We start from the raw sequence: 25,820 nt of genomic DNA on the forward strand, positions 1-25,820 counted from the left end.
TCGACATTTATATCTTGCGGGAGATTTGTTGTAACTAACTGCGAGAGAGGCACATCTTCGAGAAGCGAAAGGCTGAGAATTTGCATAATTTCGCCGAGACTGCGCTCGATATTGAGAATCTTTCTGATAATGGAAACAAGGACATACACACTGATAGCAATCCATATCTGCGTGTGTACAGCGTTCTCCGACGTGCCGAAGAAAGTTTTGATATGAAGATATTGTTTGATCAATTTGAAGAAGGTTTCCACCTTCCAGCGACATTTGTAAAGTTGCGGGATTGTCAGAGCGGGGAGCGTAAAGTTGTTGGAGAGGAAGACAAACTTGATACCGGTCTCGGCATCGAAATAGCTCACACGGCGAAGTGGGACCGGATACTTTTGGGAGGTTCTGGGCCCTGTGAGAATGATGGTCTGATCGCTTCTGAGTCCTGTGGCTCGGTCGATCGGGCGAGAGGTGCATCGGCGGAAGTGGATATTGCTCTTGGCGCGAGTGATGAAGAATGCGAGCTGCTGAGTGAACACGTACAAACGAGCAAAATCGATGTAGGCTCGATCTATGAGATAGAAAGAGCCCGGCTCCAAAATCAAATCGTCGAGGACGGTAACATCGTGGAGCATCCCCGGTGTAATGCGCATAAAACAAGGGATATTGCCGCGGAGGTCCATCTGGGTATGCAGCTTGATTGCTCCCTTGCGCTTTCGGAAATGTGCCCAGGGGAAAAGAGCCAGACAGAGGCTGATCGTTGTCGAGTCGAAGACATAGGCGGGTTCTTTGAGGACCACGCCGAAATCTTCTCCCGCATACAGTCTTCGTGCCTCTCGAATAAGTATCTGGGCAAGGTCTGCATAGATTCGCCAGTTTCTGTGATCGTTGGCGTCGGCCAAAGTGCTTCGGGAGATTTTTCCGCGGATGCCGGCATGATACAGTTTCGTACGCATTGCACGCAGACACATTTCCAGATCTCGCAGGCTCTCCCGACTGGTGAGCTGTGCAAATGCCATGGAGAGAAATTGATCGAGGCATGAAAATGTCCGAACCTTGTAATTGCCTCGATAGCGGTGTACGAGTTTCTGGAATTCGTACTTTGGGAAAAAGTCCATTAACTGAGAGAACACGACTCGCCCTGTGTGCATTGACGTCTCCTTTCCATGGGATGGATTGGGAAAGGCTGCCAAAACACGCAGTTGAGTTGAAATCGAAAAAAGTCATTTTGCGTTCTAATACGCTCATGGTAAGTATGTTATGTAATTCTTCAAGTTGCTAGACCGGACAGTACTGAATGGGAGTGTCTAATCTTTTACACATCCACGCGCTGTCATTGCGGGATCGCAATGACAATATTCTGATATCACATCAGTACTGTCCGGTCTAGCAACTTGAAGAATTACATAACATACTTACCATGAGCGTATTAGAACGCAAAATGACTTTTTTCGATTTCAACTCAACTGCGTGTTTTGGCAGCCTTTCCCAATCCATCCCATGGAAAGGAGCGCCTGGAGCCATAGGTCCTTGATCCCCACGCCCTTCAAATAGATTCCCCTGAGGATGACGATGAAATAGCGCGCCGGGATGACGTAGGTGACCGCCTGTATCACCTTCGGCATGTTCCAGATAGGATACATAAAGCCCGAGAGAAGAAACGTCGGCATGAATGTGCTCAACATGGCGTACTGGCTTGCCAGTCGCTGGTTCTTGGTGACAATTGAAATCCAGATCCCCTGGGTGAGCGCCCCCGTGAGGAAGATACTGCTCAGAAGAAAAAGGAGTATCAGGCTTCCCCTCACGGGAACCCGAAATACGAACTCCGACATTGCCGCGGAAAGCACGAGATCGAAGAACCCAATGCAGAAATAAGGGATAAACTTTCCAAGGATCAGTTCGTTCACCTTGACGGGGGTGGAGATGAGCTGCTCCATCGTGCCTCTTTCCCATTCACGGGCCACCGTCATCGAGGTGAGCAGCGCGGAAATAATCGCGATGATGACCACCATGAGGCCGGGTATTATGAAAATCTTGCTTTCAAAATTGGGATTGAACCACGGCCTCGGCCGGAAATTGATCGGGAGGGGATTCACAATCGTCCTGGAGAAGGCCTTCACCTGGTAGCGCTCGTTATACCGCGTGAGCACACTTGAGATATATCCCCGGGCAATCGTGGCGGTATTAGAGTCGCTCCCGTCAATCAGGAATTGAACGGGCGCCTGCCGGCCCGATTCGAGAAAGAGAGAAAAGTCCTTCGGTATGACCATGGCGATGAGCGCCGTGCGGTCGTCGATTGCGTGGACCATATCAGGGTAGTTATTTGTGTAGCCGATAATCATAAAGTAGCGGGAGTTTTTGAAGTTAAGGATGAAATTCTTCGCCACCTGGGAGTTATCCTGATCCCAGATCACCATCGGCACATTGTCCACGTCAAGGGTGAGTGCATAGCCAAACAGTATGAGGAGAAGCATGGGTATGGCAAGGGAGAGGGCGAGACTTCGCGGGTCGCGGATGATCTGGATAAATTCTTTCTTTGCCAGCGCCCACACTCTTCGAAGATTCACTTATATGTTCCCTATTATTCAGGACAAATAATTCTTCATAAGGCTGTCATTGCGAGCGCAGCGAAGCAATCTCCCCTCGAAGAGAGATTGCTTCGTCATCCCGCTTAGCGGGACTCCTCGCAATGACACAATCAATTCTTATGGACGCCGCTATTGTGTTCATCGTACGTTTCGATCAGCGACACGAAGACGTCCTCGAGCGACGGCATAATCTTCTGTACTGTGTAACTCGTGACATTTGCCCCATCAAATAATGCCCCGATGCGGGGGCCAACCTGTTCGGCATCATCAACCACTGCGTGGATCCCTGCGCCGAATAATGCCGTTTCCTTGACTCCCTCCACTGACCGCAGCTTATCCGCCCATATTTCGGAATCAGCGATCTGAATCTTCATCACATCGTTCTGCATGTACTCCGTCTTCATCTCCGTGGGGGTTCCCATCGCAATAATGGCTCCCCGATAGATGAGCGCCATGCGGTTGCAGTTTTCCGCCTCATCCATGTAGTGCGTCGTGACGAATACTGTGACACCGCTCTCCGCCATTGTTTTGATCGTGCTCCAGAAATTATTCCTCGTGATCGGGTCAACCCCTGAGGTGGGCTCGTCCAGAAATATTATGTCGGGCCGGTGCATGATGGCGCACCCGAGGGCGAGACGCTGCTTCCAGCCCCCGGAAAGGTTTTTGGTGAGGCTCGTCCTGAACTCTTCAATCCCCGCGGTTCTGACAATCTCCTCCTTTCGCGCCTCCTTTTCCTGCTCGGGGATTGTGTAAATACCGCTATAGAAATCAATATTCTCCTCGACGGTCAGATCGTCATACAACGAAAACTTCTGGGACATATAGCCGATGTGCTGCTTGATTTGCCTCTGTTGCCTGATGATATCGAATCCATCGACCAGCCCGGAGCCTGACGTGGGGCTGATGATCCCGCAGAGCATCCGGATCGTGGTGGACTTCCCGGCTCCGTTCGGGCCGAGGAAGCCGAAGATCTCACCGCGCTTTACTTCAAAGTTGATCCTGTTGACCGCGGTGAAGGCGCCGAACTTCTTCTCGAGGTCATGGACCTCGACCGCCACCTCGCTTTGGGATTTGGCCCGCCTGCCGCCCGCCTGCCGGTCGGGCAGGGACGGGCAGGGATTTGGCCCGCCTGCCGGTCGGGCAGGGATTTGGGATTTATCAATGCTCGCGTTCATGTTCATTGATGATTTTTATAAAGGCTTCTTCCAGCGTCTTCGCGTTCTTTTCCTTTTTGATCGCGTCGGGGACGTCGCACCTGAGGAGCTTCCCCTTGTGTATCAGGCCGACCCTCTTGCAGCGCTCCGCCTCGTCGAGGTAGGAGGTGGAGTAAAGGATACTCACTTTCTCCTTCAGGAGGCCGTAGAGGATCTGCCAGAAATCCCTCCTTGACACAGGATCGACACCGTTCGTGGGCTCATCGAGGAAAAGCACCTTTGGCGTATGGATGAGGGCGCAGGCGAGACCGAGTTTCTGCTTCATCCCTCCGGAGAGATTGCCGGCGAGCCTTTCCTTGAAGGGGATGAGCCCGCTAAAGCCGAGGAGCTGATCGATCTTCCCCTCCCTCTCTTTCGGGGGGACACGGTAGATATCGGCGTAGAAATTGATATTCTCGGTGACGGTGAGGTCCTCATACAACCCGAAGCGCTGGGACATGTAGGCGATGTTTTCCTTCAGTGCCTCGGCTTCCCTTACGATGTGCCTGCCATAGACCCATCCCTCTCCGGACGTGGGGTCAAGTATCCCTGTGAGCAGCCGCATCGTGGTGGTCTTGCCGGCTCCGTCGGGACCGACGAGGCCGAATATCTCGCCCTCCTCAACCTCGAAGGTGAGATCATTGACGGCAATGTTGTCGCCGAATTTTCTAGTGAGATGGGATGTCTTTATGGCGGCCATAAGTAAGAAATGTCAAATGACAAAATTCAAATGACAAAGGCTCAGTTTGTTTTGTCATTTGTCATTTGTCATTTTGCATTCCTTTGTCATTTGTCATTCTGTTTCTATATACGCATCCGCCGGCATGCCGGGCTTGAGGTCGAGGCTCGAGTTGTCAACCCGCACCTTGATCCTGTAGACGAGCTTCACCCTCTCCTCCGTTGTCTGAATGTACTTCGGTGTGAACTCCGCCTCCTGTGAGATGTAGGAGACCCAGCCCGGGTACTTCTTCCCGCGGAAGGTGTCCGTCATAACAGAGGCCTTCTGGTTCAGCTTTACCCTGCCCAGGTCGGTCTCGTTGATGTACGCCGTCACCCAGACGTCGTCCAGGTCAATCGAGGTGAAGACGGGGGCAGCCTCCTTTACCACCTCTCCCGGGAGGGCGCTCTTCACGAGAATAAAGCCGTTGAGGGGCGACGCCAGGTCAGCATAGCCGAGCCTTGTTTCGGCAAGCGCCAGCTTAGCCCTGAGCTCATCGACATTGGCCTTTGTGGAGTCGGCCTTTGTCTTCGCATCATCCCTTTTCTGCGCGGAAACAGCCCCTGCCCGGTAGAGGTTCTCAAACCGCACATAATCAATCGCGGCGAGCTCATGCCGGTACTTTTCCGCCTCGAGCGAGGCCGCCGCCTCATCCCTGATTTTCGTCAGCTCGTCAGTGTCAAGGCGCGCGACGATATCCCCCGTCTTCACCACCTGTCCCTCATCCGTCAGGAGCTCCGTGATCTGTCCGCCCACCCTGAAGGAAATGCGCACGTTGTCGCCCTCGATGGTTCCCGAAACCTTGACTATATTGGCGTGCAGTTTCTCCTCGTACCTGACAAACAGGAGCAGCAGGACCACGGCGAGCACCGCCGCCACGATGACCGCGACGAGCCTGGTTTTATTCTCCGTCAGCCATTTCATGAAATTAACTATTGCGGTTTTCAGCTTTTGCATCGGATTATTCCTCCGTGATCACACTTTTTCCCATGGACTTGTAGAGGTAGGCCTTTGCCATGATATAGTCATAAATGCCCGAGGCGAGATTCTTCTCCACCTGGCTCAGGGAGACCATGGAATCCAGAACGTCCAGGTTTGTCCCCACCCCATTATCATAGCGGGTTTCGGAAATTCTCAGCGCCTCCCCGGCCTGTGTCACACTGTCCCTCTGGGAGACGATGATCGCTTCCGCCTGCTTCAAGTCAAGGCACGCGCGTCTGATGTCCACGGTGGTCTGGTCGGCCACATTCTCTTTCTCGATGCCAGCCTGCGCGTACCTGGCTTTTGCCTCATCCACTTTCGCTTTCGTTGAAAAACCATCAAATACAGGGATGCTCACCGTCACGCCGGTGAACCAGTTATCGTGTCTCGAGTTGAACATGTCCCCCACCCTGTCTCCCCGGTAATAGAGATCGAGATCGGCGGTCACCTGGGGCAGCCTCCCCGCCCGCGCCATCTCAATAGACCACTTCTGCATATCGACGCCGAGAGATTTCAAGATCATTTCAGGCCTGTTCACGTATGCCTCTTTTAAAAATTCCCCCTCCCTGATCGATATCGGGGAATAGACAAGATGACCGCGCAACCGCACCGGATTATATACCGGTATGCTGAGCAATTTATTCAGCTCAGCCATCACGAGCTCAATGGATTTTTGCGCTTTGACGAGTTCAGGGATATGCAAAGAGACGGAGACCGCCGATTGGAGGAGGTCAAACCGGGACGTGGCGCCCTGGTCGAACTTGTTTTTCACATCCTGATAGTGGGCGTCTGCCTGATCAACAAGGTTCTGAGCGATGCGTTCCGTATCGTAGGCGAGGAGCAGGCCGTAATAGAGCCTCTTGGCCTCGAACCCCACGTCGAGATTCCTTGCCCGGAGCGTTTCTTCCTGGATTTTCAGATTGACCTGTGACTTTTTCACATTGGCAATATCAGCTCCGCCGTTAAATGCGGACTCAGTGGCGGAAAACGCAAGCATATGATCATTCTTGTACCCCGTGAAGACGCCCAGATCCTTCTTGCTCGACTGCAGGAAATCCGACGGAATGCCCATGACCGCATCATTGTACGTATAGCTCCCATTTACGTTCAGCTTCGGCAGGAAGTTGCTCACCGCCCCCAGAATATTCGCCCGCGCCGCCCTTATTTCCTTCTCCTGGATCTGAATCTGTTTATTGTTTGCATAGGCAATGGTGATGGCGTCGCTGATGGATAACGCGCGCGGTTCGCCACCACTCGTAGTGTCACCATACCCGCAAGGGCCGATGAGCAACACTGATAAACAGGTCAGCGTGATCGTGGAAGTATGCCCCGTGCAAAGACCTGCCATATCTTTTTACCTCTCGCCTGGACGGAATATCCGTAATTGTACAAAATCCACTACAAACCCACTCCCTAAATATTGCCGAGAAACGCGCGCGCCGCCGCATCGAGATCAACCCTCAGAAGCTGATCAACTATGCTCCGAGGTAGGCGCGGCGGATGTCGTCGCGTTCGGCGAGCTCCCTCGCGTTCCCCTCCATGCTCACCCTCCCCTCGCTCATCACATAGGCGTAGTCGCTCACCGCGAGCGCCATCCGCACATTCTGCTCCACCATGAGCATGGTCAGCCCCTCCCCCTTCAATCGCCGGATGGTTCCAAAGAGCTCCAGCACGAGGGCGGGGGCCAGGCCGAGGGAGAGCTCGTCACACATCAGTATCTCGGGATCGGCCATGAGGCCGCGCGCCACCGCCAGCATCTGCTGCTCCCCGCCGCTCAGCGTGCCTGCCTTCTGCCCCCGGCGCTCCCTGAGGCGCGGGAAGAGATCGAATACTTTCTCAAGGTTGCGCTGCATGCTCGCGCGGGCGCGCGTGGTGAACGCCCCCATCTGAAGATTTTCCAACACGCTCATGCCGGTGAACAGCTGGCGCCCCTCGGGGACAAGCGTGAGGCCGCCGCAGGCGCGGGCGTGCGTGGGGAGCGAGTTGATTTCCCGACCCCGGAAACGAACGGCGCCGCCCCAGGCAGGCAGGAGTCCCATCACCGTGCGCAGCAACGTTGTCTTCCCCACCCCGTTGCTCCCGACGAGGGCGGTGAGCTTGCCGGCCTCGAGGCGGAGCGTCACCCCCCACAGTATCTGCACCTCTCCATATCCGGCAGTAATGTCTCGAACTTCCAGCAGCGCCATCCCTCCACCTCACCTGATCAGCCTCGCGGCGGCGTTCGGGTCGCCCAGGTATGCCTCTATCACCTTCGGATCCGCCGCCACTTCTGCCGGCAGGCCATGGGCGATCATCGTGCCGTGATCCAGCACGAGTATGTGATCTGAAACACTCATCACCGCCTGCATGACATGCTCGATCATCACAATGGTAACGCCCTCCTTCCTGATGCTCCGTATTGTGCCGAGCATCAGCGAGATCTCCGTCGGGTTGAGGCCCGCCAGGACCTCGTCAAGGAGGAGCAGGCGCGGCCGCGCCGCGAGCGCGCGGGCCAGTTCCAATCGTTTTTTCTGCGCCACGTTCAGGCTGCACGCCGGCTGCGCGGCGCGTTCTGCCAGGCCGACGCGCGCCAGGACATCCTCGGCGACACGCGCGGCGGAAGAGCGGGAACACCGCTCCCGGCCGAAGCACGCCCCCACCATGACGTTCTCTAGTACCGTCAGCTCGTTCAGAGGCCGCACGACCTGGTGCGTCCGCGAAAGCCCGCGCCGCACCACCTCATAGGGCGGGAGTCCTGTGATGTCCCTCCCCTGGAAGACAATCCTGCCGATATCAGGAATGTAGACGCCGTTGACCACGTTGAAGAGGGTCGTCTTGCCGGCTCCGTTCGGCCCGAGGAGGCCGAGGATCTGCCCCTCTCTCAGGTCAAACGTCACGTCGCCGAGCGCGCGCAGGCCCCCGAAGTGCTTGGTGATCTGCCGGACCCTGAGAATCACTCGAGGACCCTCCTCAGGCGGGGGAACCGCCCGCGCAGCCAGCCGAGGACGCCCGCGGGGATAAAGAGCACGATCAGGAGGAGCGACAGGCCCGCGACCGCCAGGTGGAGGTTCTTGAAGAGGGGGCTCGTGATGAGGTAGCTCCGCAGGCGCTCGTACGCCACCGCTCCCGCGACGGGCCCCATGAGCGTCCCCTGGCCGCCCAGCATCACCATGACCATTGTCTCGATCGACATGTTCAACCGGAAGGCGTCGCCGGGCTCGACGTTGCCGTTCTTGAAGAAGTAGAGCACCCCCACCACGCCCGGGAAGAACGCCGAGAGCATGTACGCGATCGTCTTCATGCGCGGCGCCCTCACCCCCATGACCAGCGCCGCATCCTCGTCCTCGCGAATCGCCATGAGCCCCAGGCCGAACCGCGACCGTTTGACGAGGAAGCTGACCGCGACTGTCGCGAGCGCGACCGCGAGGAGCGAGGCGTACACTATCCACAAGGCCCTGGAGGCGCCGCCGTACTGCCGGTACACGGAGAAATTGACGTACAGTCCCGTGGATCCGCCAAAGGGAGCGAAGTTGCTCACGAACGCCCTCGCCGCCTCGTTGATCCCGATGGTTGCCAGGGCAAAGCAGGCGCCGCGGAGACGCAGGATGCACGCCCCGAGGATTCCCGCCAGCGTGACGGAGAAGATTCCTCCCGCCGCTGCCGCCGCGTACAGCGGCCAGCCGTGCCGGCTCAGGAGATAGAAACCGCCGTAGCCGCCGAGGCCGAAGAAGACGATGTGCCCGAAATTCACATAGCCCGTGTAGCCGAGGAGGATGTTCAGGCTCGATGCGAGCGTCACCCACATGAGCAGCGTGCTCATCTGCTCTCTCATCGTACCGCTGCCGGTCAGAAATGGCATGAGCCCTGCCGCAAGGACAAGGGCCAGTGTCAGCCAGAAACCGAAATACCGCCCCACACTCACCGCTCACCTCCGAGCAACCCTGTCGGCCTGATCAGCAGCACGAGTACAAAGAGCGCGAACTCGACCACGGGCACCCAGCTCACCGGCATGAACGCCGGGATGCCCCCTTCCAACAACCCGAGCAGAAGGCCCCCCACGAGCGCCCCCAGGGGATTGCCCAAGCCGCCGAGCACGCATACCACGAACGACCTCGTCTGGTATGCCTCGCCGCTCAAGATATTGAATGGGAAGATGGTCGCGATCAGCCCCCCCGCCACGGAGGCGAGCATCGCGCCGATGCCGAAGCTCAGCGCGAGCATCTTCGCCGAGGGGATGCCCATGAGCTCCGCGGCGGCACGGTTGCTCGCCACGGCGCGGATCGCCTTTCCCGTCCTGGTGCGGTAGAGGAACAGGTAGAGCGCCGCCGTGAGCAGCACCGCGACTCCGGCAGCCATCAGGCGGGCGCCCGGCAGGGCGAGCGGGCCGATCCGCACCGTCCTCATCGAGAAGTCGAGGTTCCTAGGCGTCGTTGTGAACAACGCGGTCCCCGCGCCGATCAGCATCATGTTGACCGCGAAGGTGGCGAGCAACGTGGAGAGATATGGAGCGCTGATGACACGATGCACCGCCACCCAGTACATGCCGACGCCGCAGATGAGGCCGATGAGGGCCACCGCCGCCAGCGCCAGGTAGGGATTGATGCCGAGGCCTGTGACCAGGAGATATGCCGCAAACATCCCGAGCGCCATGATCGCGCCGTGTGCGAGATTCACCACGCGCATGACGCCCCAGATCAGCGTGAGCCCCATGGCGGCCACGCCGTACACAAACCCCATCAGTGCCCCGTCAATCAATGGCGCTATCCAGTGCGCGGACATGTTATCGCAGCCCCCCATGGGAAACAGTCAACAGTATAGGGATAAAAGTTTAAAGTTGTTCCTTGGTAACTACTGAATTCCGGCTCCTGAGCAGTTACGTTCCTTACACTTTCAACCTTATGCTTTTGGCTGTCGTATCGGCCAGACCACCTGTTTGATCAACGCGCCCGACGCGCTCTTCTGCCACTGGATGTACACCATTTCGTGCCCGATCTGGAGGCCGTGCGCTTGTGCGCGCGCGTCGAATTTCATGCGGCCGAAGAAGGTGAGGATGTCGAGTTCGTCGAGGGCCGCCTTCACCGTGCGTGTCTCCACTGAGCCCGCCTTCTCGATCGCCCTCTGAACGATGAGGCCGGCGGCGTATCCCCCCGCGCTGTGGTATGAAGGCTCCTCGCCGAACTTCCTCCGGTACTCACTGATAAAATCGGCAACCGACGGGCCGTACCACTCGAGGCCGGCGGCCTTTGCCGACTCGGGTGTGTAGCCGCAGAGCGGCTCCCACTGGCTCGGGCCGATCACCCCGCGCGCGGCCTCGCCGAGCCCGGCGAACTTCGGCTCCGCGGCCGCCACCAGCAGCGCCACGAACTTGATCCCCAGTCCCTTCTCAAAGAGCTGCCTCGCAAACGTGCAGCCGTCTGCGAAGTGGCCCCCGCCCATGACCGCGTCGGCCGTGCGTGGGATCTTGCTGATGAACGGCGCGAAGTCGGTTGTCCCGCTGTCGTATCCCTCGAAGGTGACGATCCGGAAACCGTTTCGCTCGCCGTAGGCCCTCGCTGCGACACAGACATCGGTGGAGAATTTGTCATTCTCGCGCACGATTGCCACGCCCGTAGCGTGAGGATCCAGCTTCCTGAGGAGGTCGAAGGCGCCGGTGAGATAGCGGCTCGCGGGCGTGTACACCTGATAGACGAGGCTGTAGCCCTTCATGTGCGTGCTGTCCGATGCCGCGCCCGCGGTGATCATGATCCTGCCGTACTGCTCCGCGATGATCGCTGCCGCATCGGCGAGGCCGCTGCTGTAGGGGCTGATGAGGAACTCCGCCCCGTCGCCATTGATGAGCTTCGTGTAGAGCTCCTGCACGCGCTCCTTGCTGCTCTCGTCGTCATAGTACCTGGCGGAAAATGGCACCGCGGCGCCATCGGCAAGCTTCACGCCCCCCGCCTTGTTGACCTGTTCCATCCACAGCGTGATGCCGTTGAGCTGCCGCATGGATTCTATGTTGAGCTTGCCCGTCTGTGATACGGTGAAGCCTATAGTAACGCGCGCGCTCCCTCCCGGCTGACGGGACCCCCTGGCATTCGCGGAGGGAGACCGCTCGCAACCGCAGATGAGCGCGGCAGATAAAATGAGCGGAAACCAACAGTACAGAGCCATACGCCGGTTGGATGCCAATTTGATATTTTTCCTCATTCAGAATCCTTTTTAACCATCCTCAATGGCGACGGCAGCCGTGGGTTCGTCTGCTTTTTGAAAATCTTACCACAATTGCATGAGCGGGAATAAGTGCTATATGGAGGACAGTACCGACCATGCAGGCAGTTCGGGAAAGGGCACAGTGCTTACGACAATGCTCAGCAGGGTACTTATCAAGGGGATCTTCAGGGGACGGCACTCTCTTATTTACAGCTGCTTTTGCCACCCACCATTTTTCATGAGGATAGAGCGATCCCGCTCCGAGCGCGCTCTTTTATCGAATCATCGCCCGCTCGCCGCGGCCTGAGTAATTTATAAACACGGTCTTGGTCTGCGTAAAGAAATTGAGTCCCTCATCAGCCATTTCCCGGTCGCCATACCCCGTGGCCTTGCAGCCGCCGAAGGGGAGTTGGGCCTCTCCGCCGATAGTCGGCTCATTGATATGCACCATCCTTATCTCGGCGCGCTCGATGAAACGCATGATATTTCTCACATCACGCGTGAAAATCGCCCCCGTAAATCCGTATTTTGTCGAGTTCGAAAGCTCGATCGCCTCGTTGAAATCCTCAAATTCCGCCACGGAGAGAACAGGCCCGAAAATCTCTTCCTGGAAAATCCGCATTTCGGGCGTGATTTCATCAAAGATGGTGGGCTCGATAAAATAGCCTTTCCCGCCAACTTTCTTGCCGCCAAGTATGAGCTTCGCTCCCTCCTCTCGCCCTGTTTCGATATATGAAAGGATGCTCTCGAACTGCTTCCTGTCCACCACTGGCCCCATGGTCACCTTTGGGTCCATCCCGTTCCCGGGAATATACTCCCGCGCTTTCCTGACGAGCTTGTCCAGGAATGCGGCCTTCACATTCCTGTGGACGAGAACCCGGCTGGTGGCGGTGCAGCGCTGACCCGTTGAGCCGAATGCCCCGTCGGCAATAGCGGTCACCGCCGCATCAATGTCTCCATCCTCCATGAGCACCAGTGCGTTTTTTCCGCCCATTTCGCAGGTCACTTTTTTGTGCGTCCTCGCAGCCTCTACGATAACCCTCTGCCCCACCTCGTTCGATCCAGTGAATGATATCGCTTTGATATCCTGATGATGAACGATTGTTTCCCCAACCGAGGATCCGGGGCCGACCGCCATGTTGAGGACTCCAGGAGGAAGCCCTGCCTCCTCAAACATCTCTATGAGCATCAGGGCCGTGCCGGGAGTGAGTTCAGCCGGCTTGAACACCACGGTGTTGCCCGCAACGAGCGCGGGCGCAATTTTCCAACATGGTATCGCCCACGGGAAATTCCACGGAGTGATGAGGCCAACGACCCCCAGGGGCCTCCGGATTGTGTAGGTAAAACAATCAGCAAGTTCGGAGGGAACGGTCTGCCCATTGATCCGGAAACCTGCTCCCCCATAATATTCGAGCAGGCTGATACCCTTCTTCACCTCTCCTATCGCCTCCTTCAAAATTTTCCCCTCTTCACGCGTCATTACTTCAGCAATCTCATCCTGGCGCGCCCTCGCAAACGCGGCGACTTTCGAGACAAAGCGCCCCCTCTCGGGCGCAGGCACCTCTCTCCAATGGTCAAAAGCCTTCTTGGCAGCCTCGATTGCCTCCAAGGTCTCTTTCTCTCCCGCGGATGGAAACTCCCATACCACCTCATCAATATTTGCAGGGTTCACATTCCGCACTCTTCGAGACGAGTCTGGACAGACCCATTTCCCGTTAATATAGCTCTTGATATCCATAACATATCCCCTCTGTTTTAGTTATAATCTTGTTGCATACGCGGGACGTAAGGAAGCACATGCGTTCTAATAATTTCCACCCTACCCTATCCACAGCCCTTCAATGCGCACGGAAATACCCTTCGTTGTTTTATTGATAAAGTTGATCAATCCGCTGTGCCTCCATTGCAGCATGCACCGCCGCGGCAGGAAGAAGTACCGCATTCCGATCTTCAACTCTCCCCGCGCGGTGGAGACGAGGCCTTCGTACGCCTCAGCGGAGTAATATCCTATATCCTTATGGGCTTGGCGCCGCGGGCCCAGCGGGCCCGTCACGCACCAGACCATCACGCCATTTTTGCGGTCCACATCCATAACGACGCCGCAGTGCGTTATGGGACAGCCGCACGATATCCCCAGGGGCCTGCCGATGAGGATATCGCCTTTCGCTATTTCCATTTCCCTCGTGATCAGCGGGTTGTGGGGAATAATCGTTTCGCGCGGGCCGGGCTCGCCCGGGAACGTGTCCAGGATGAAATCATAATCCCGGCCCAGAGAATCCTTCCATTCCCCTTGCGCCCCTACCGGAGTAAAAGAGCATGTCGCGCAGCTGTGATCACCGGAAGCAACCGCGGGCTTAGTGGCGGCGACTTTGTCCTGACTCAAATGGATACACCTCTTTATCTCATCCGGTCTGGTAACGAGAATTCGAGCGAATTCGCCGCATGTTTTTGATCCGCAGAGACCGCAGTCCAAACCGGGAAGTGATTGTGCAATATTATTTTCTCCATGCATCGCATCAATCTCCTTTTGAAGTGTCTTCTATCGTCATTCCCCCTGATAGAAAATGTCCCCCTCCAGCGGCCTCACCACGCCGAAGTGCTGTTTCCACCCGATCTCCTTTTTCCCCACGCAGATGGTGCACGTGCCGATCGGGGGGCTCCCGCGCAAGTAGAGCGGGAACTGTATCTCGCTCGCCTCCTCGACTTTTTTCACCAGCGGATCAATCCCGATACCGTAGAGCGCGTTCGACTCGACCACGTAAATTTCGCGCGCCGCATCAAGAATGCGCGCCCTGAATACCTCCCGCTCGGCCTGGGAAATGAGATCGATCTTCGTCACCACGGCGATATCGGCGAGTGAGAGCATGGGGCCGATCTTCCGGGGGAGATTCATGCCGCTCGTCGCCTCCAGCACCACCATGCCCAGCGCCCCCTCAACATAGGGGGAGCAGCGCAGGCAGAGCCCCGCCGTCTCCACCAGGAGCACCGCGGCGCCCTTCTCGCTCGCCCATTCGATCGCATCCCCCAGCACCATCACGTTGCAGTGGTCGGGGCAGAGCTCGCCTGAATATACTTTCCTGGCGGGGATGCCGCACTCCTTCTCGAAAATCTCATCCTCGTCGGCATACTGCACATCAATCTTCAGGTAAGCGAGCGCAACCCCTTTTTTAGTGAGCCTCTTCACTACCTGTTTTAACACCGTGGTTTTACCGGTCGTGGGAGGACCGGCACAGATAACGAGTTTCATAATCACGCTCCATGGTTATGCGATATATCCCAGCGCCCGGAGCCTTTCCTTGAGCAGCCGGTCGCTCAGGTGTTCGCCATCCCTGATGCGGTTCCTGAAGTCCAGCATCAGATCGTCGAGCTTTCTCAATTCTTCCGCCACCCCGCGCTCCTCATCCCCGGTAATGATCACGCTCCGCATCGCCCCGTTTTTCATCGTGATCCTGAAATCGGAGAGGAGCGCAATCCGGGGATCGTGCGTGACAAAAATAAATATCTTCTCGTACTTCTTCAGGAGCTCGAGGGCGCGCGTGCGGTGTATCCCGGCGTTCTCAATTTCATCGAGGAGGATGATCGGAGAATTGCCGATGATGACCGCGTCGGCGATCAGCAGGGCGCGCGTCTGGCCCCCGGAGAGCTCGGTCATCGCGCTCTCCCTGATGATCGGCTCTCCCGTCAGCTGATTAGCGAACTCGAGTGTTTCCTCAACCACTGCCTCGCGACGGCCCGTCTGCCGTATTCCCGCGTGAATCTCCAAAAATGTTTTCACCGGGAGGTCGGATAGGAAATTCGTGTGCTGCGATATGAGGGCAATCGGGTTCTTTGCCGGATCGTACATGAGTTCCACAGGCCGGGGGATGCCATTGATGAGGACCCTTCTCCTTGAGGGGGTATTGTCGTCAGCAAAGAGCTCGATATCGTTTATCAGCGTGGTTTTGCCGCAGCCGGTAGGGCCCACGATGCTTATGATATTCCCCATTTTGAGCGTGACTTCATCCACGCTCTCTTTCTGCCCGTTTCTCCCGCAACCGCCGATTATCGTCAATTTCTCTATTTTCATGTCGCAACCTTTCTTTCGTAAGGTGAAACGTGCTTAATGTCAGGAACATAACCTCATACGTAGCCCAGGGCCTTGAGTCTTTTCCTGACCTGCTGTATCTCCTCCTTCGTCAATGAAGGTTCTTCGCTGATCTTCCCGCTGGCGGCAATATCTCTCATAACATATACAATAAAATCAGTCACAGACGTGAATCCTGTTCCCTTGATCTGATCCTTCAAGGCCAAGTAAAGCGTCTTAGGTATCTTAATAGTAGCTTTATCCATAACTGATAGGCCTCCATTTAATATAACTTAATAGCCTACAATTGTATGATCTTTCGGTTATATTGCAACTATAATTTTCCGGGTGGGTAGATGGCTTAGATGCAATATATCAGCAAGCAATGAATTATAAAATGCGAGGGCTGGACGAAAAGAGCTACTCCATCTCCTTTCAGTGCAGATGGATTGGCTTTGCCCGCGGTGCCACAGAACTTGACATGGCAGGATCGACACTTGGATGATCTATAGGGGCAGGCTGTCCGCCGTGCGTGTCTTGGCTTCTGCTTTATCCAGAGACCCCACACCATCCTTCTCCATCTGGATGAATGTTTCCTCAGGGATCTTTTGCTCATCCCCACGCCGCCTGCCCAGAATCATCAGTTTCTGGAGGAGCGTAAGATCGTCGGGTCCCTGCTTCGGGATAACCTGGTATTGCACGCGAATGCGCTTGCCCTCGGCCCTGATGGTGAAGCAGCTAAGCTCGTAAGACGGGAAATATACGTCGGGCATCAGGCGGAAATGCGTCGGCACGCGTTCGAGCCGCTTCAGCCACGTGCCGGTATTGAGCACGTAGCAGGCGCCAACCTTTCGGAGGGAGGGCACGTGCGTGTGCCCGTAGATATAGAGCGCGACCGAAGGGTCTTTTTCGAAGATCGATTTCGCCGCGGCCATATACTTCCCCTCCTTGTCGCCCCTGATATCGGCGGAGAGGTCGACGCCGTAGCGCCGGAGCGTCTCGTGGATGTCCCGCGACAGGAAGAAGATCGGGATCGCGAGGACGAGCAGGGTGGAGATGACAACGCCGTTGATCCAGAGGACCCAGTCGACGAGGCGTCCCGCCAGCCCGAAGCGGTTGCCCAATCTGAGATCGAAGACCTTTGTACGGAGGATCCCGAACCGCTGCAGCGACTGCCCAAGGTAGACGATGACACTTATCGTGAACAGGAGCAGGAAGGGCAGGAGGAGCCAGCGGAGGATGTCGCCCATCTCCCTGTAGAAGTAGTTCGACCATATCCAGAACGGAATCTCCTCGGTGGGATATACGGAGGCGAGGTCATTCAACCAGAGGCTGCGCCCCCGTTCGGCGCTCCTGCCGGCGGCCGCAACCGTGGCCACTGTGATGAAGTAGCCGGGCGGCAACCCGTAGGGGTCGCCGAAATCGGGGAAACTGTTGAAGGAGTCGCGCTGGTTGCCGTGCTCGACCCATATCGCGCGATCGCCGACGGGGCGCGTGAGGTGCGTGACGGGCTCGAGGGTGATATTGTACCCGGCGAGTTTCTCTTTCCACGCGGGAACACAGGCTAATTCATAATCGTGGTTCCCCGGCATGAGCGTGATTTTCACGCGCCGGCCGGTCTCGCTGAACTGCGCGAAAAGTGCCGGGTGCTTCCGCATGAGCAGAGCAAGTTTTTCACTGCCCTTGACCGTCGTCAACTCCCAGAAGCCGAACGCGTCGCCCGGGATGATGAGCTCCGCCGGCAGCGGGCCGTTCGCGATGCCGCGGAGGAAGGCGATCAGTTCCGGCTCGAAGTTGCACCGGTCGAGGGCCCCGTCGCCGCCGATATGGAGGTCACTGATGAAGTAATAGGTCGTGGGCGTCTCTGCGCCGCGTGAAGCGCTCTCTCCAGCCGGCAGCGCCGGTGCGGGCATGCCGACAATAAATATGCCAATAGCTATGGCGACAACGCCGCTGATGCCCGCGCGCTCAACATAACCTATACGGTCCATGCAAAACCTCTTGTAACTCCTTCATACTGAATGGCTGTTGCGTGAAAGAAATGTGGATGCGTTGCCGACAAAGGGATGCTCAGTGTTTAACAATGTTCTGTTGTGCTTCCTTTAACCTGCCCAGGAATTTTCCTCTATGCAATTGGAAGGTCCATTTCTTGAGGACATTCGAACCGACAAGCCTGAAAAAGTAGTTGCGCCATCGCCGGTACCATCTTCTCCAGCCTGATTTGATATTAAAAACGTAAAGCAGCAGATACGGAAACGTAAGAATATTCAGGAGAAACATCAACCAACACCGCGCATTGTAAAATCGACCCATAATGCTCCGCACCGCACGCTGCATCTCCTCGGCGGCAATGGGAGGGTCGGGTTCGAAAATGGGGAAGCTTGCATCGTAATACTCCCAGCCCAGATCGCTGCGGGAATAAATCCTGTTCTGGCGTGCGAGCCGCTCCCGCAATGCCGTGCCGGGAAGGGGAACGGGCAGCACCACCTGGATCGTGTCGATCCGCGCCTGCTTTATAAATCTCCTGTAATAATTCACTCTCTCTGCGGCGGACATCGTGAAGGCGGCGCCTTCCTTCATGGGGTAGCCGAAGATAAACATCCCATGTACGAAAAAACCGAAATGATGAAACGTCCTGCTCAATTCCACCATGTCCTCAGGCCGGAGCCTCTTGTTCATCGCCCTGAGTTCCTCGGGTATCGGCGACTCGAAACCGATCGCGACGACATTGATACCCGCATCTCTCATCGCCTTAAGGATCTCTGTATCTTTTGCCGCATCCAGGCGAATTTGCACGGTGAATCTCAGGCGTCTTCCAATGTGCTCTTGATAATTCTTTAACAGGGCGCACAGTCGCAGTGTTTCATCACGATCCTGGCCAAAAAGGTCATCCACAATAAAGAAGTGCCTCGCGCGCATGGTCTCCACGATCTTGCCAACCTGCGCAACCAACCTCTCGGGAGAGGCATAGCGCGGCCTTCCTTTCACCGTGCAGAACTCGCAGTTCATCCCGCATCCGCGCACCCTCCCCACGGGGAAAAGGGTGAGCCTGGCGTATCTCAGCAGATAAAAATCGGGCAATGGCAGCGCATCGAGATCCTGTATCGGAGGACGGACGGGTGTGCGGATTTTCTCTCCATCTTCCCTATACACCAGACCGGCGATCGAACAAAGATCATCGCCCCCCCTCAAGGCACGCAAAAGCTCCTTGATAACCTCTTCGCCCTCCCCCAGCACGATGCAGTCAATATCCGACGATAGCGCTTCCGGTATCGTCTCATCCACAAAGTGCTGCCCCCCTGCGAGGGTTACGGCCCCCCTGCTCTTGTAGAAGCGCGCTAACTCATACACACGAGGGATGGTGCTCGTGAGCCCCCCGTAGAATCCCACAACATCCGCCGGCCTCTGCTTCTGGATCACTTCATGGTCCGCGCCGCGGGTGGCGCTCACAGGGCCATATCTGCGAAGGTTGTTCTCGTCGATAACCTCGACCTCCCAACCCTCGACCTCGCGGGCAGAACTGGCGACACACACCGCCCCGAGGGACGTCGTCCTGTCGGCGAGGAAGGAATACACGTTGAATGCCGGATAGACGGGCACTACTATCCGCAGCAAATATCGCCTTTTAGGTGGCAGGTTATATCTCATATCGAGCAATCACGGATCATCCGCATGTTGCGGTTCTGGTGCAGGCGCTGGCATAGCGTCTTGGCACGGAGTATTTTATCGTGGGGCAATTATATCATCTATGCACTAACACCCAAGCAAAATGCGTGTGCGTAAGGTAGTGCGGCCAAATCATTGTTTATCCGCCGGCGCCTCTCATGCTATACTTCACACTCATTTATCACGTGCGCACAAGGGAGAAACCATGTACACGCTGGGCATGATCGCCCCCACGCCATTTTTTTCAGACAGGGGCTGCCATGTGAGGATCTACGGCCAGGTAAAGGCGCTCAAAAAACTGGGGAACCGGGTTGTCCTGTGCACCTATCACCTGGGCAAGGATATCCCCGGGATCGAGGCGAGGCGCATCCCGCGGATTCCCTGGTACAACAAGACTTCTGCGGGCCCCTCCGTTCACAAGTTCTACCTGGATATCCTCCTCTTCCTCACGTCCGCCCGGGCGTACCGCGCCGCGGCCCCTGACATCCTCCACGCATACCTCCACGAGGGGAGTTTTATCGCTGACGTCTATCGCCGCTTCAGAAAGCTGCCACTCGTCGTCGATCTCCAGGGGAGCCTCACCGACGAACTGAGGGCGCACGGTTTCTTCAGCGGGAGTAAAACGCTCTACCGATTTTTCAGCTTCCTCGAGCGCGCATCCATAAAGAACGCGGATGCCATACTCGCATCATCGGAAATGGTCGCGGGCGTCGTGCGCGGATCCGGTATGGTCAACCCCGACAGGGTGCACCTCATCCCGGACGGCGTCGACACGGCGCAGTTTGCGCCCCGCGAGAACAAGAAAGAACTCCGGGAAATGCTCGGCCTTCCCCCGGACCGCACGATAGTCGTCTATAGCGGGCTGCTCACGCGGTACCAGGGCGCGGACATCCTGCTCCGGGTGGCCGCCCGGTTGAAGCGCCGATCGAACGACCCCTACTTCGTCATCATCGGCTTTCCCGACGTGGAGATCTACGAGAAACAGGCGCACGACCTCGGGCTCAGCGGCAGGGTCCGCTTCACGGGGAGGCTCGACTACCGGGAAGAGGTACCCCTCTATCTCGCGGCATCGGACGTCGCGGTCTCGCCGAAGATCTCCAAATCAGAGGCAAACCTGAAGCTGCTCGACTACATGGCCGCGGGCCTGCCGACGGTGGTCTTCGACAACCAGGTAAACAGGGATTGCCTGGGAGAGGACGGTGTGTACGCCGATTTCAATGATGAAAAATCATTCGCCGCGAAACTCGGGGAGGTCATCGATGACTCGAGGGGATCAGCGGAGCTCGGACGGCGGCTCAGGAAAAGGGCAGAGGAGAAATTTTCATGGGACGCCATCGCACGAAAGATAATGAATATCTACGCACATGTCATGTCGGCTGTGATAATCAGCCTCCAGTTTGATTTCGCGCTCCATCTCCTCGCCGAGGCTGAAACCTTCTCAGAATTTGTATGAGGCGGCCGGAGGCGCTCACGGCGATACTAATTCCTGCAGGGGAGAACCGTCCCCCTGGCTCAACCAAGGGAACACAGTAGCGCGATGAAGAAGATATGTGTCCTCGGCAACTTTTCCGGCCGGAACATGGGCGATGCGGCGATCCTGGGGGGGCTCCTCGAGGACGTTTCCGCACTCTATCCTGACGCGTCCTTCATTGTCCCGACAATCAAACCCTCGTTTGTGAGGCGCGCATACTCACGCTACAAGGTGCGGCCGGTCTCCCTCATGCCGTGGAACCTGAGCCTGAAAATCCTCGGCATCCCCGTTTTTACCTCCACCCTCCGCTCCGACATCATCCTCGTCACCGATGCCATCCTGTTTGATCGCAGGCTCTACGACCCCACGCACAATTACCTCCTCACCCTCTCATATGTCCTGCCGCTTGCCCACAGGCGCGGGATACCGATCATCCTCTACAACATGAGTCTCGGGCCCGTGAAAACGCGGGTGGGGACCTCCCGCCTCCGCCGCGTGCTCGAGTGCTGCGACCTCATCATCACGCGCGATGCGGAATCACAGGACCTCGCCCGCCGGCTCGGCGTGGGAGAGGGAAAGCTCCGCCTCGGGGCCGACTGCGCGCTCAATATTGTTCCCTCCAGCGATGAGAGGCTGCAGGAGATACTCAGGCGCGAACGATTCTGGACGGATGGGAAACCCCTTGTGGGTTTCAACATCAACAGCTATCTGGACACCGATGTGAGGGCCGGCGGGAAAGGGGTCAACCGAGACTATGTGCTCCGTGTGATGAGCGCCGTCATCGACAGGGCGATTTCCACCTTCGACGTCAATGCCCTTCTCGTCATCACGCAGCCCATGGACACGGCCATCTCGACAGAGCTCATGACCCGCGTGAAGCGTTCCGGGCGCATAAAATCAATTTCCAACAGAGAGCACTCCCCCGGTGATCTCGCGAAGGTGCTCTCGCGGTGCGCCATCGTCACCGCCATGCGGACGCACTGCCTCATCCTCGCCTCAGCGATGGGCACTCCGGTCGCCGGAATCGTCTCCTATCCCAAGAACAGGGGATATCTGCGCTCGATCGACATGGGAGACCGGCTCCTCGAATTCGACGCGTTCACCGAAGAGAGCCTCTGGCAGCTCGTGGAGCGAACCTGGCGGGACCGGGAAGAGCTCCGCCGGCGCCTCCGCCCCGCCATCGAGAGGGAAAAGGCCAGGGCGAGGGAAAGCGCGGCCCTCCTGAGGCCTTACATCGCACGGGTGACCTGAGATGAGATCCGCACCTGAACGGCCGAGCGCCGCGGCCGGCTGCCACCCGACCCGATTCCGCGCCGGCGAAGGGACCGACGGATGAAGGGCAGGCTGTTGTTCCTTTTCTGCGCCGGGCTGTTCCTGCTCGCAATTGTTTTCAGTTACCCCCCTCGTCCGTCATATCAACCATGGGCTCCCCTGCTCCTTCATCCCCATCCCCGGGATTGAACTCGCGCGCCTGGAGGTCGTATCCGCCCTCGGGGAGGTACTCGCGAGCAGGGCCCTGCAACTCCGGGAACGGCCGCTCCCCAATGCGTATGAGCCAATCACGCTTCAAATCGAGCTCACCAAGCCAGAGCTGATTTCATTTCCGGCCATGGCCCTCACCGAAAGCCCGCCTCAGTCTCGACAGGATAGAGGTGGAGCAAGTGCCAGAATAGCGCGCATGGGTTCCCATGCTCCACGTGCCGACTCTTCGCCGGGGAGCGTGATGGCAGGCGTTCAGGGCGCGGGCGCGTAGCACAATATAACTTCTTTTATCTCCTGCGATTTCCTCTCCTCATCCCAGCCGAGTGCGGAGCCCATGAGCTCCGCACACGCCCCCAGGCACTCATCCCCCGGCTTACCCGCGGAACCCAGTTCGGTGCGCCTGAAGATGACGTCGGCAAGCGCAAGCGCCATCTCCGCGCGGGCCGCGTGGACGATTTCTGCGCCAATCACCCACTGCTGCCCCGGGAGCGGGCGGGCGAGCGAGGGATCCTCCCGGACGCGGGAGAGTATATCGCCGTAGCGCGAGCCGTAGTGATAGACAAGGTGGGCCATGCTCTCCTCCGTCACGCCCGGGGGCCTGGAGCGCACGGCACCCGCCAGAAAATCATCGAAACGCTCGATATCGCCGCCATAGATCGGGACCTCGCCGCTGCGGCTCTTCACAAAGTCCATTCCCAGTTTTTCCAGCGCGAGATCAACGGCTTTTTCCGCGACGTCGCGCGCCGTCGTGTACTTCACCCCCATCACGGTCACGAGACCATCCCACCCGTCAGCCCGCGAGTGGTCGGTGATGCGGTAGTGCTTTCTGACGACGACCTCGCCCGTCCGGGCGCTCACGTTGCGCATCGGGAGGAGTCCGCCGTAAAAAAAGGTTACATCCTCGCGCACGAGCCGCGCATCGGGATAGGCCCTGTTGATTTCCGAGAGAAAGGCGGCGATGTCTTCCTCGCTCACCCTGTAACTGTCCGGGTCTCCCTCATACGGCCTGAACGCAGTCCCCGCGAGGCAGACGTCGCGCCAGGGAGTGACAAAGTAGAGGCGCGAGCTCTTCCTGACGAGCGCCTCCTCCTCGATGAGGCCGGCGCGGCTCGAGAGGCCCGCCGCACAGCCGCCGAGGAACCGGCGCGTCACGAGATTCATCGCCGCGGTGAGCCCGCGGGGGCGTGAGGAGAGACCCGGCGAGAGCCGCTCGAGAACTTTATCGATCCACGGGCCCGCGGTATTGAGCACGAGGCGGCTCCGGATGTCAATGGCCGCGCCGGTGATGGTGTCACGGGCTCTGACGCCGCACACGCGACGGCCCTGCGTGAGGAATCCCGTCGCCTCGAGATAGTTGGCGGCATCAGCCCCCCTCTCGCACGCCGCGAGGAGGAACGAGAGCACAAGGCGCTCCGAGTTGTGGGTCTGGCAGTCGTACCAGACCGCCCCGCCGGTCAGTCCCTTCCGAGGAACGCCTGGGAGCAGCCCGACAAGCTCGCTCCGGGAGATGATCCGGCCGCGCGGAAGACGCTTCTGTGGGTCATCCAAACGGTTCCTGTCGAATCCTATGATGTCATTGAGGAGGAGTGCGACCGCAAGCGCCAGCCGGCTCTCTGTCATGTGACCATACGTCGGCATGACGCAGCGGAGGGGATGGACGAACTGGGGGGCTATTTTCATGAGCGTGCGCCGCTCCCGTATGGATTCGCGCATGCGGATGATATCGAGCTGCTGGAGATAGCGCAGCCCCCCATGGATGATCTTCTGGCTGTTCTGTGATGTCGCTGCGCCGAAATCGCCCTTGTCGATTATGGCGACCTTCAGCCCCCTCATGGTGGCGTCCCAGACCGCGCAGGCGCCATAGATCCCGGCGCCGACGATCACCATGTCGTATTCCTGAGATTCCAGCCTCGCGAGGTCGCGTTTCATGGTATTCCTGCGTTATCGTTTAGTGACGTGTCTAGTAACTGAATTCCGGCTCCTGAGCAATTACCGTGTCTATGCATCTCTCGATGTGCAAAGGGCCTTGCGCCAGCCAAAAGTATCACTCCACGCCTTTTCTGTCAACGGTCGAGACCTCGCCTGACTGCTCTTGCGAACTCCTCACGGATTTTGTAGAATTTTCACACTATGTGTCGCATTTTCACGCTGCACATCATCCCGGTGGCGACATATCTCTTCCGCCTCGCCTTCCGCACATTCGACATGTGGTGGTACATATAGGCAGGATCAGAAAACCCATCGCCGCAGAAGAGGCGGCAGATGCGAAAGGAACACACTCATGATGAAATATTATTATCTCATGCTTTCTGTCGTCTTCTTCGCTGGTAATGCCCTTGGCGGGGGCATTGAACTCAACAAGGACGCGGTTTCCGTGAGTCCACCGGACCCAGATGAGAGCGTTACCATCGCCGGGCCGCCGGGGTGCGTCATCGGCATGCCTCCAATTTACATAATGGCTCGGAACAAAAAAACCGGCATGGCTGTCAACACCTCTGCGCTTTCCAACGGAAGTTTCAGCCTCCGCATCCCGGCGAGCGGTATGGATACCGTGAAGCTCACCTTTGTTTCCGCCAATGGCAAGAAGAAAGATTTGACCGTGAAAATCCAGCCGGCGGCGCGGGGCTACGAGGCGGGGGCGCAGCGGCAGGAGAGACCCGAGGTGAATGTTGATCTCGGCCAATTTTCTCAATTCGGCGCGCCGGAGGTGGTGCAGGTCAAGCCCGACGGCAGGGGCGGTCATACCGTGCACGTGGGCGCGCGCCCGACAATGAAACCCCCTCTGCCAACGCCGACCGGAACCGCCGCCCCGGCCCTGCCCCCGTCTCCCCAACCGCAAGAAACAGCGCCCCCGAATCCCACCGTTGATGAAGGCGATGCAACTCCTTCCGCTGAAGGAAGCCCAGGGGCATACGAGGGGAGGCGGTAGCCCTCATGGGAAGGCGTCGTGAAGAAACATGCCTTATCGGTGCTCACACTCCTCATCTCCCCCCGTTCCACCTGAGCTTCTTTGTCATGTGGGAGGGACAAGTAAATAGAATTGGTTATTATTGCAGGGGCTCGATCCTTCGGCTTCGCTCAGGACAAGTTTCCCGCCTGCGGCGGGCAGGTATCGAGCTTGCCCGGACGGGCCCTGTGGGCGGGTCGGATGAATCCCTGCCCGCCGGCAGGCAGGCGATCCCTACATTACCCGCCATTTCGGGACGTAATGGGTCAGTTTTACAGGGGTAACGGTAAATGATGTTCGCCACGGATTTTCACGGATAACCACACGGATGGCCGCAGATGAAGCTTTCTTTTCATCTGTGAATATCCGTCATAATCCGTCCCGCTTAGCGGGATCCGTGGCCCCCCCCCATAAGTGATAATCATACAAAGGCGAAAAGAACAAGTGTACAATCTCTGTGCAAGGTGGCTCGGCGACGGCGAGCCGGAAAGGAGGCTGCGATGGCCTTGTACGGTGGATTGGATCTGCACGGTGACAACGTGTATGTGGGTCTGA

Annotated in this window: 22 protein-coding genes and 1 pseudogene; 3 read left to right on the forward strand and 20 right to left on the reverse strand. The window is 57.6% G+C overall.

The window, feature by feature from the left end:
* From NTX71_04170 to NTX71_04255, 18 genes and pseudogenes are all read right to left on the reverse strand, one after another.
* Positions 1-1,136, reverse strand: a 1,136-nt coding sequence (locus tag NTX71_04170; protein ID MCX6339097.1) for an IS4 family transposase, incomplete at its 3' end; no start/stop codon positions are given.
* 306 nt (positions 1,137-1,442) lie between these two features.
* On the reverse strand, positions 1,443-2,552 hold the full coding sequence (locus NTX71_04175; GenBank protein ID MCX6339098.1) for an ABC transporter permease: 1,110 nt from the start codon (positions 2,550-2,552) through the stop codon (positions 1,443-1,445).
* Between the two features lie 131 nt (positions 2,553-2,683).
* Entirely contained in the window at positions 2,684-3,754 is a 1,071-nt protein-coding gene (locus NTX71_04180; protein MCX6339099.1) for an ABC transporter ATP-binding protein, read from the reverse strand.
* Between the two features lie 49 nt (positions 3,755-3,803).
* Positions 3,804-4,466: pseudogene (locus tag NTX71_04185) on the reverse strand (ABC transporter ATP-binding protein).
* A 93-nt stretch (positions 4,467-4,559) separates the two neighbouring features.
* Positions 4,560-5,441 (reverse strand): efflux RND transporter periplasmic adaptor subunit, encoded by an 882-nt coding sequence (locus NTX71_04190; GenBank protein MCX6339100.1) that lies wholly within the window; start codon positions 5,439-5,441, stop codon positions 4,560-4,562.
* A 4-nt stretch (positions 5,442-5,445) separates the two neighbouring features.
* Complete coding sequence (locus tag NTX71_04195) at positions 5,446-6,813, reverse strand: TolC family protein (GenBank protein ID MCX6339101.1); 1,368 nt, start codon at positions 6,811-6,813, stop codon at positions 5,446-5,448.
* Between the two features lie 127 nt (positions 6,814-6,940).
* Positions 6,941-7,651: an ABC transporter ATP-binding protein gene (locus tag NTX71_04200; protein ID MCX6339102.1), complete on the reverse strand. Its 711-nt coding sequence runs from the start codon at positions 7,649-7,651 to the stop codon at positions 6,941-6,943.
* Between the two features lie 9 nt (positions 7,652-7,660).
* Entirely contained in the window at positions 7,661-8,398 is a 738-nt protein-coding gene (locus NTX71_04205; protein MCX6339103.1) for an ABC transporter ATP-binding protein, read from the reverse strand.
* The gene (locus NTX71_04210) at positions 8,398-9,366 is read right to left on the reverse strand and encodes a branched-chain amino acid ABC transporter permease (protein ID MCX6339104.1); all 969 of its coding nucleotides are present in this window, start codon (positions 9,364-9,366) and stop codon (positions 8,398-8,400) included. Before NTX71_04210 ends, NTX71_04205 begins: the two co-directional genes overlap by 1 nt.
* Positions 9,363-10,223: a branched-chain amino acid ABC transporter permease gene (locus NTX71_04215; GenBank protein ID MCX6339105.1), complete on the reverse strand. Its 861-nt coding sequence runs from the start codon at positions 10,221-10,223 to the stop codon at positions 9,363-9,365. The genes NTX71_04210 and NTX71_04215 overlap by 4 nt, the downstream gene beginning before the upstream one ends.
* A gap of 117 nt (positions 10,224-10,340) precedes the next feature.
* Positions 10,341-11,633: an amino acid ABC transporter substrate-binding protein gene (locus tag NTX71_04220; GenBank protein ID MCX6339106.1), complete on the reverse strand. Its 1,293-nt coding sequence runs from the start codon at positions 11,631-11,633 to the stop codon at positions 10,341-10,343.
* Between the two features lie 277 nt (positions 11,634-11,910).
* Positions 11,911-13,374 carry an aldehyde dehydrogenase family protein gene (locus tag NTX71_04225; GenBank protein MCX6339107.1) on the reverse strand — a complete coding sequence of 488 codons (1,464 nt, stop codon included), beginning with the start codon at positions 13,372-13,374 and terminating at the stop codon, positions 11,911-11,913.
* Positions 13,375-13,455: 81 nt separating this feature from the next.
* Positions 13,456-14,148: a Fe-S cluster protein gene (locus tag NTX71_04230; protein ID MCX6339108.1), complete on the reverse strand. Its 693-nt coding sequence runs from the start codon at positions 14,146-14,148 to the stop codon at positions 13,456-13,458.
* Between the two features lie 33 nt (positions 14,149-14,181).
* Positions 14,182-14,883 carry a cobalamin biosynthesis protein gene (locus NTX71_04235; GenBank protein MCX6339109.1) on the reverse strand — a complete coding sequence of 234 codons (702 nt, stop codon included), beginning with the start codon at positions 14,881-14,883 and terminating at the stop codon, positions 14,182-14,184.
* A 15-nt stretch (positions 14,884-14,898) separates the two neighbouring features.
* Complete coding sequence (locus tag NTX71_04240; GenBank protein MCX6339110.1) at positions 14,899-15,702, reverse strand: ATP-binding cassette domain-containing protein; 804 nt, start codon at positions 15,700-15,702, stop codon at positions 14,899-14,901.
* Positions 15,703-15,755: 53 nt separating this feature from the next.
* Positions 15,756-15,965 (reverse strand): hypothetical protein, encoded by a 210-nt coding sequence (locus tag NTX71_04245; protein ID MCX6339111.1) that lies wholly within the window; start codon positions 15,963-15,965, stop codon positions 15,756-15,758.
* 240 nt (positions 15,966-16,205) lie between these two features.
* Positions 16,206-17,690, reverse strand: coding sequence for a metallophosphoesterase (locus NTX71_04250; protein ID MCX6339112.1), 1,485 nt, complete (start codon positions 17,688-17,690; stop codon positions 16,206-16,208).
* A 79-nt stretch (positions 17,691-17,769) separates the two neighbouring features.
* Positions 17,770-19,314, reverse strand: coding sequence for a radical SAM protein (locus NTX71_04255; GenBank protein ID MCX6339113.1), 1,545 nt, complete (start codon positions 19,312-19,314; stop codon positions 17,770-17,772).
* Positions 19,315-19,570: 256 nt separating this feature from the next.
* Here NTX71_04255 and NTX71_04260 point away from each other — a divergent pair, with 256 nt between their 5' ends.
* Positions 19,571-20,818, forward strand: coding sequence for a glycosyltransferase family 4 protein (locus tag NTX71_04260; GenBank protein MCX6339114.1), 1,248 nt, complete (start codon positions 19,571-19,573; stop codon positions 20,816-20,818).
* Positions 20,819-20,902: 84 nt separating this feature from the next.
* Entirely contained in the window at positions 20,903-22,087 is a 1,185-nt protein-coding gene (locus NTX71_04265; GenBank protein MCX6339115.1) for a polysaccharide pyruvyl transferase family protein, read from the forward strand.
* Between the two features lie 139 nt (positions 22,088-22,226).
* Here the strand turns inward: NTX71_04265 and NTX71_04270 are convergent, their stop codons facing one another.
* Positions 22,227-22,406 carry a hypothetical protein gene (locus tag NTX71_04270; GenBank protein ID MCX6339116.1) on the reverse strand — a complete coding sequence of 60 codons (180 nt, stop codon included), beginning with the start codon at positions 22,404-22,406 and terminating at the stop codon, positions 22,227-22,229.
* A gap of 164 nt (positions 22,407-22,570) precedes the next feature.
* Positions 22,571-24,247, reverse strand: a complete 1,677-nt coding sequence (locus tag NTX71_04275) for a glycerol-3-phosphate dehydrogenase/oxidase (protein MCX6339117.1) — start codon at positions 24,245-24,247, stop codon at positions 22,571-22,573.
* Between the two features lie 352 nt (positions 24,248-24,599).
* On the opposite strand from NTX71_04275, the gene NTX71_04280 reads away from it, so the two are divergent.
* Positions 24,600-25,247 (forward strand): hypothetical protein, encoded by a 648-nt coding sequence (locus tag NTX71_04280; GenBank protein MCX6339118.1) that lies wholly within the window; start codon positions 24,600-24,602, stop codon positions 25,245-25,247.
* The last annotated feature ends 573 nt before the right edge of the window (positions 25,248-25,820 follow it).

It is taken from the genome of Candidatus Auribacterota bacterium (assembly GCA_026392035.1).
Taxonomy (GTDB): Bacteria; Auribacterota; Tritonobacteria; order UBA1439; family UBA1439; genus JAPLCX01.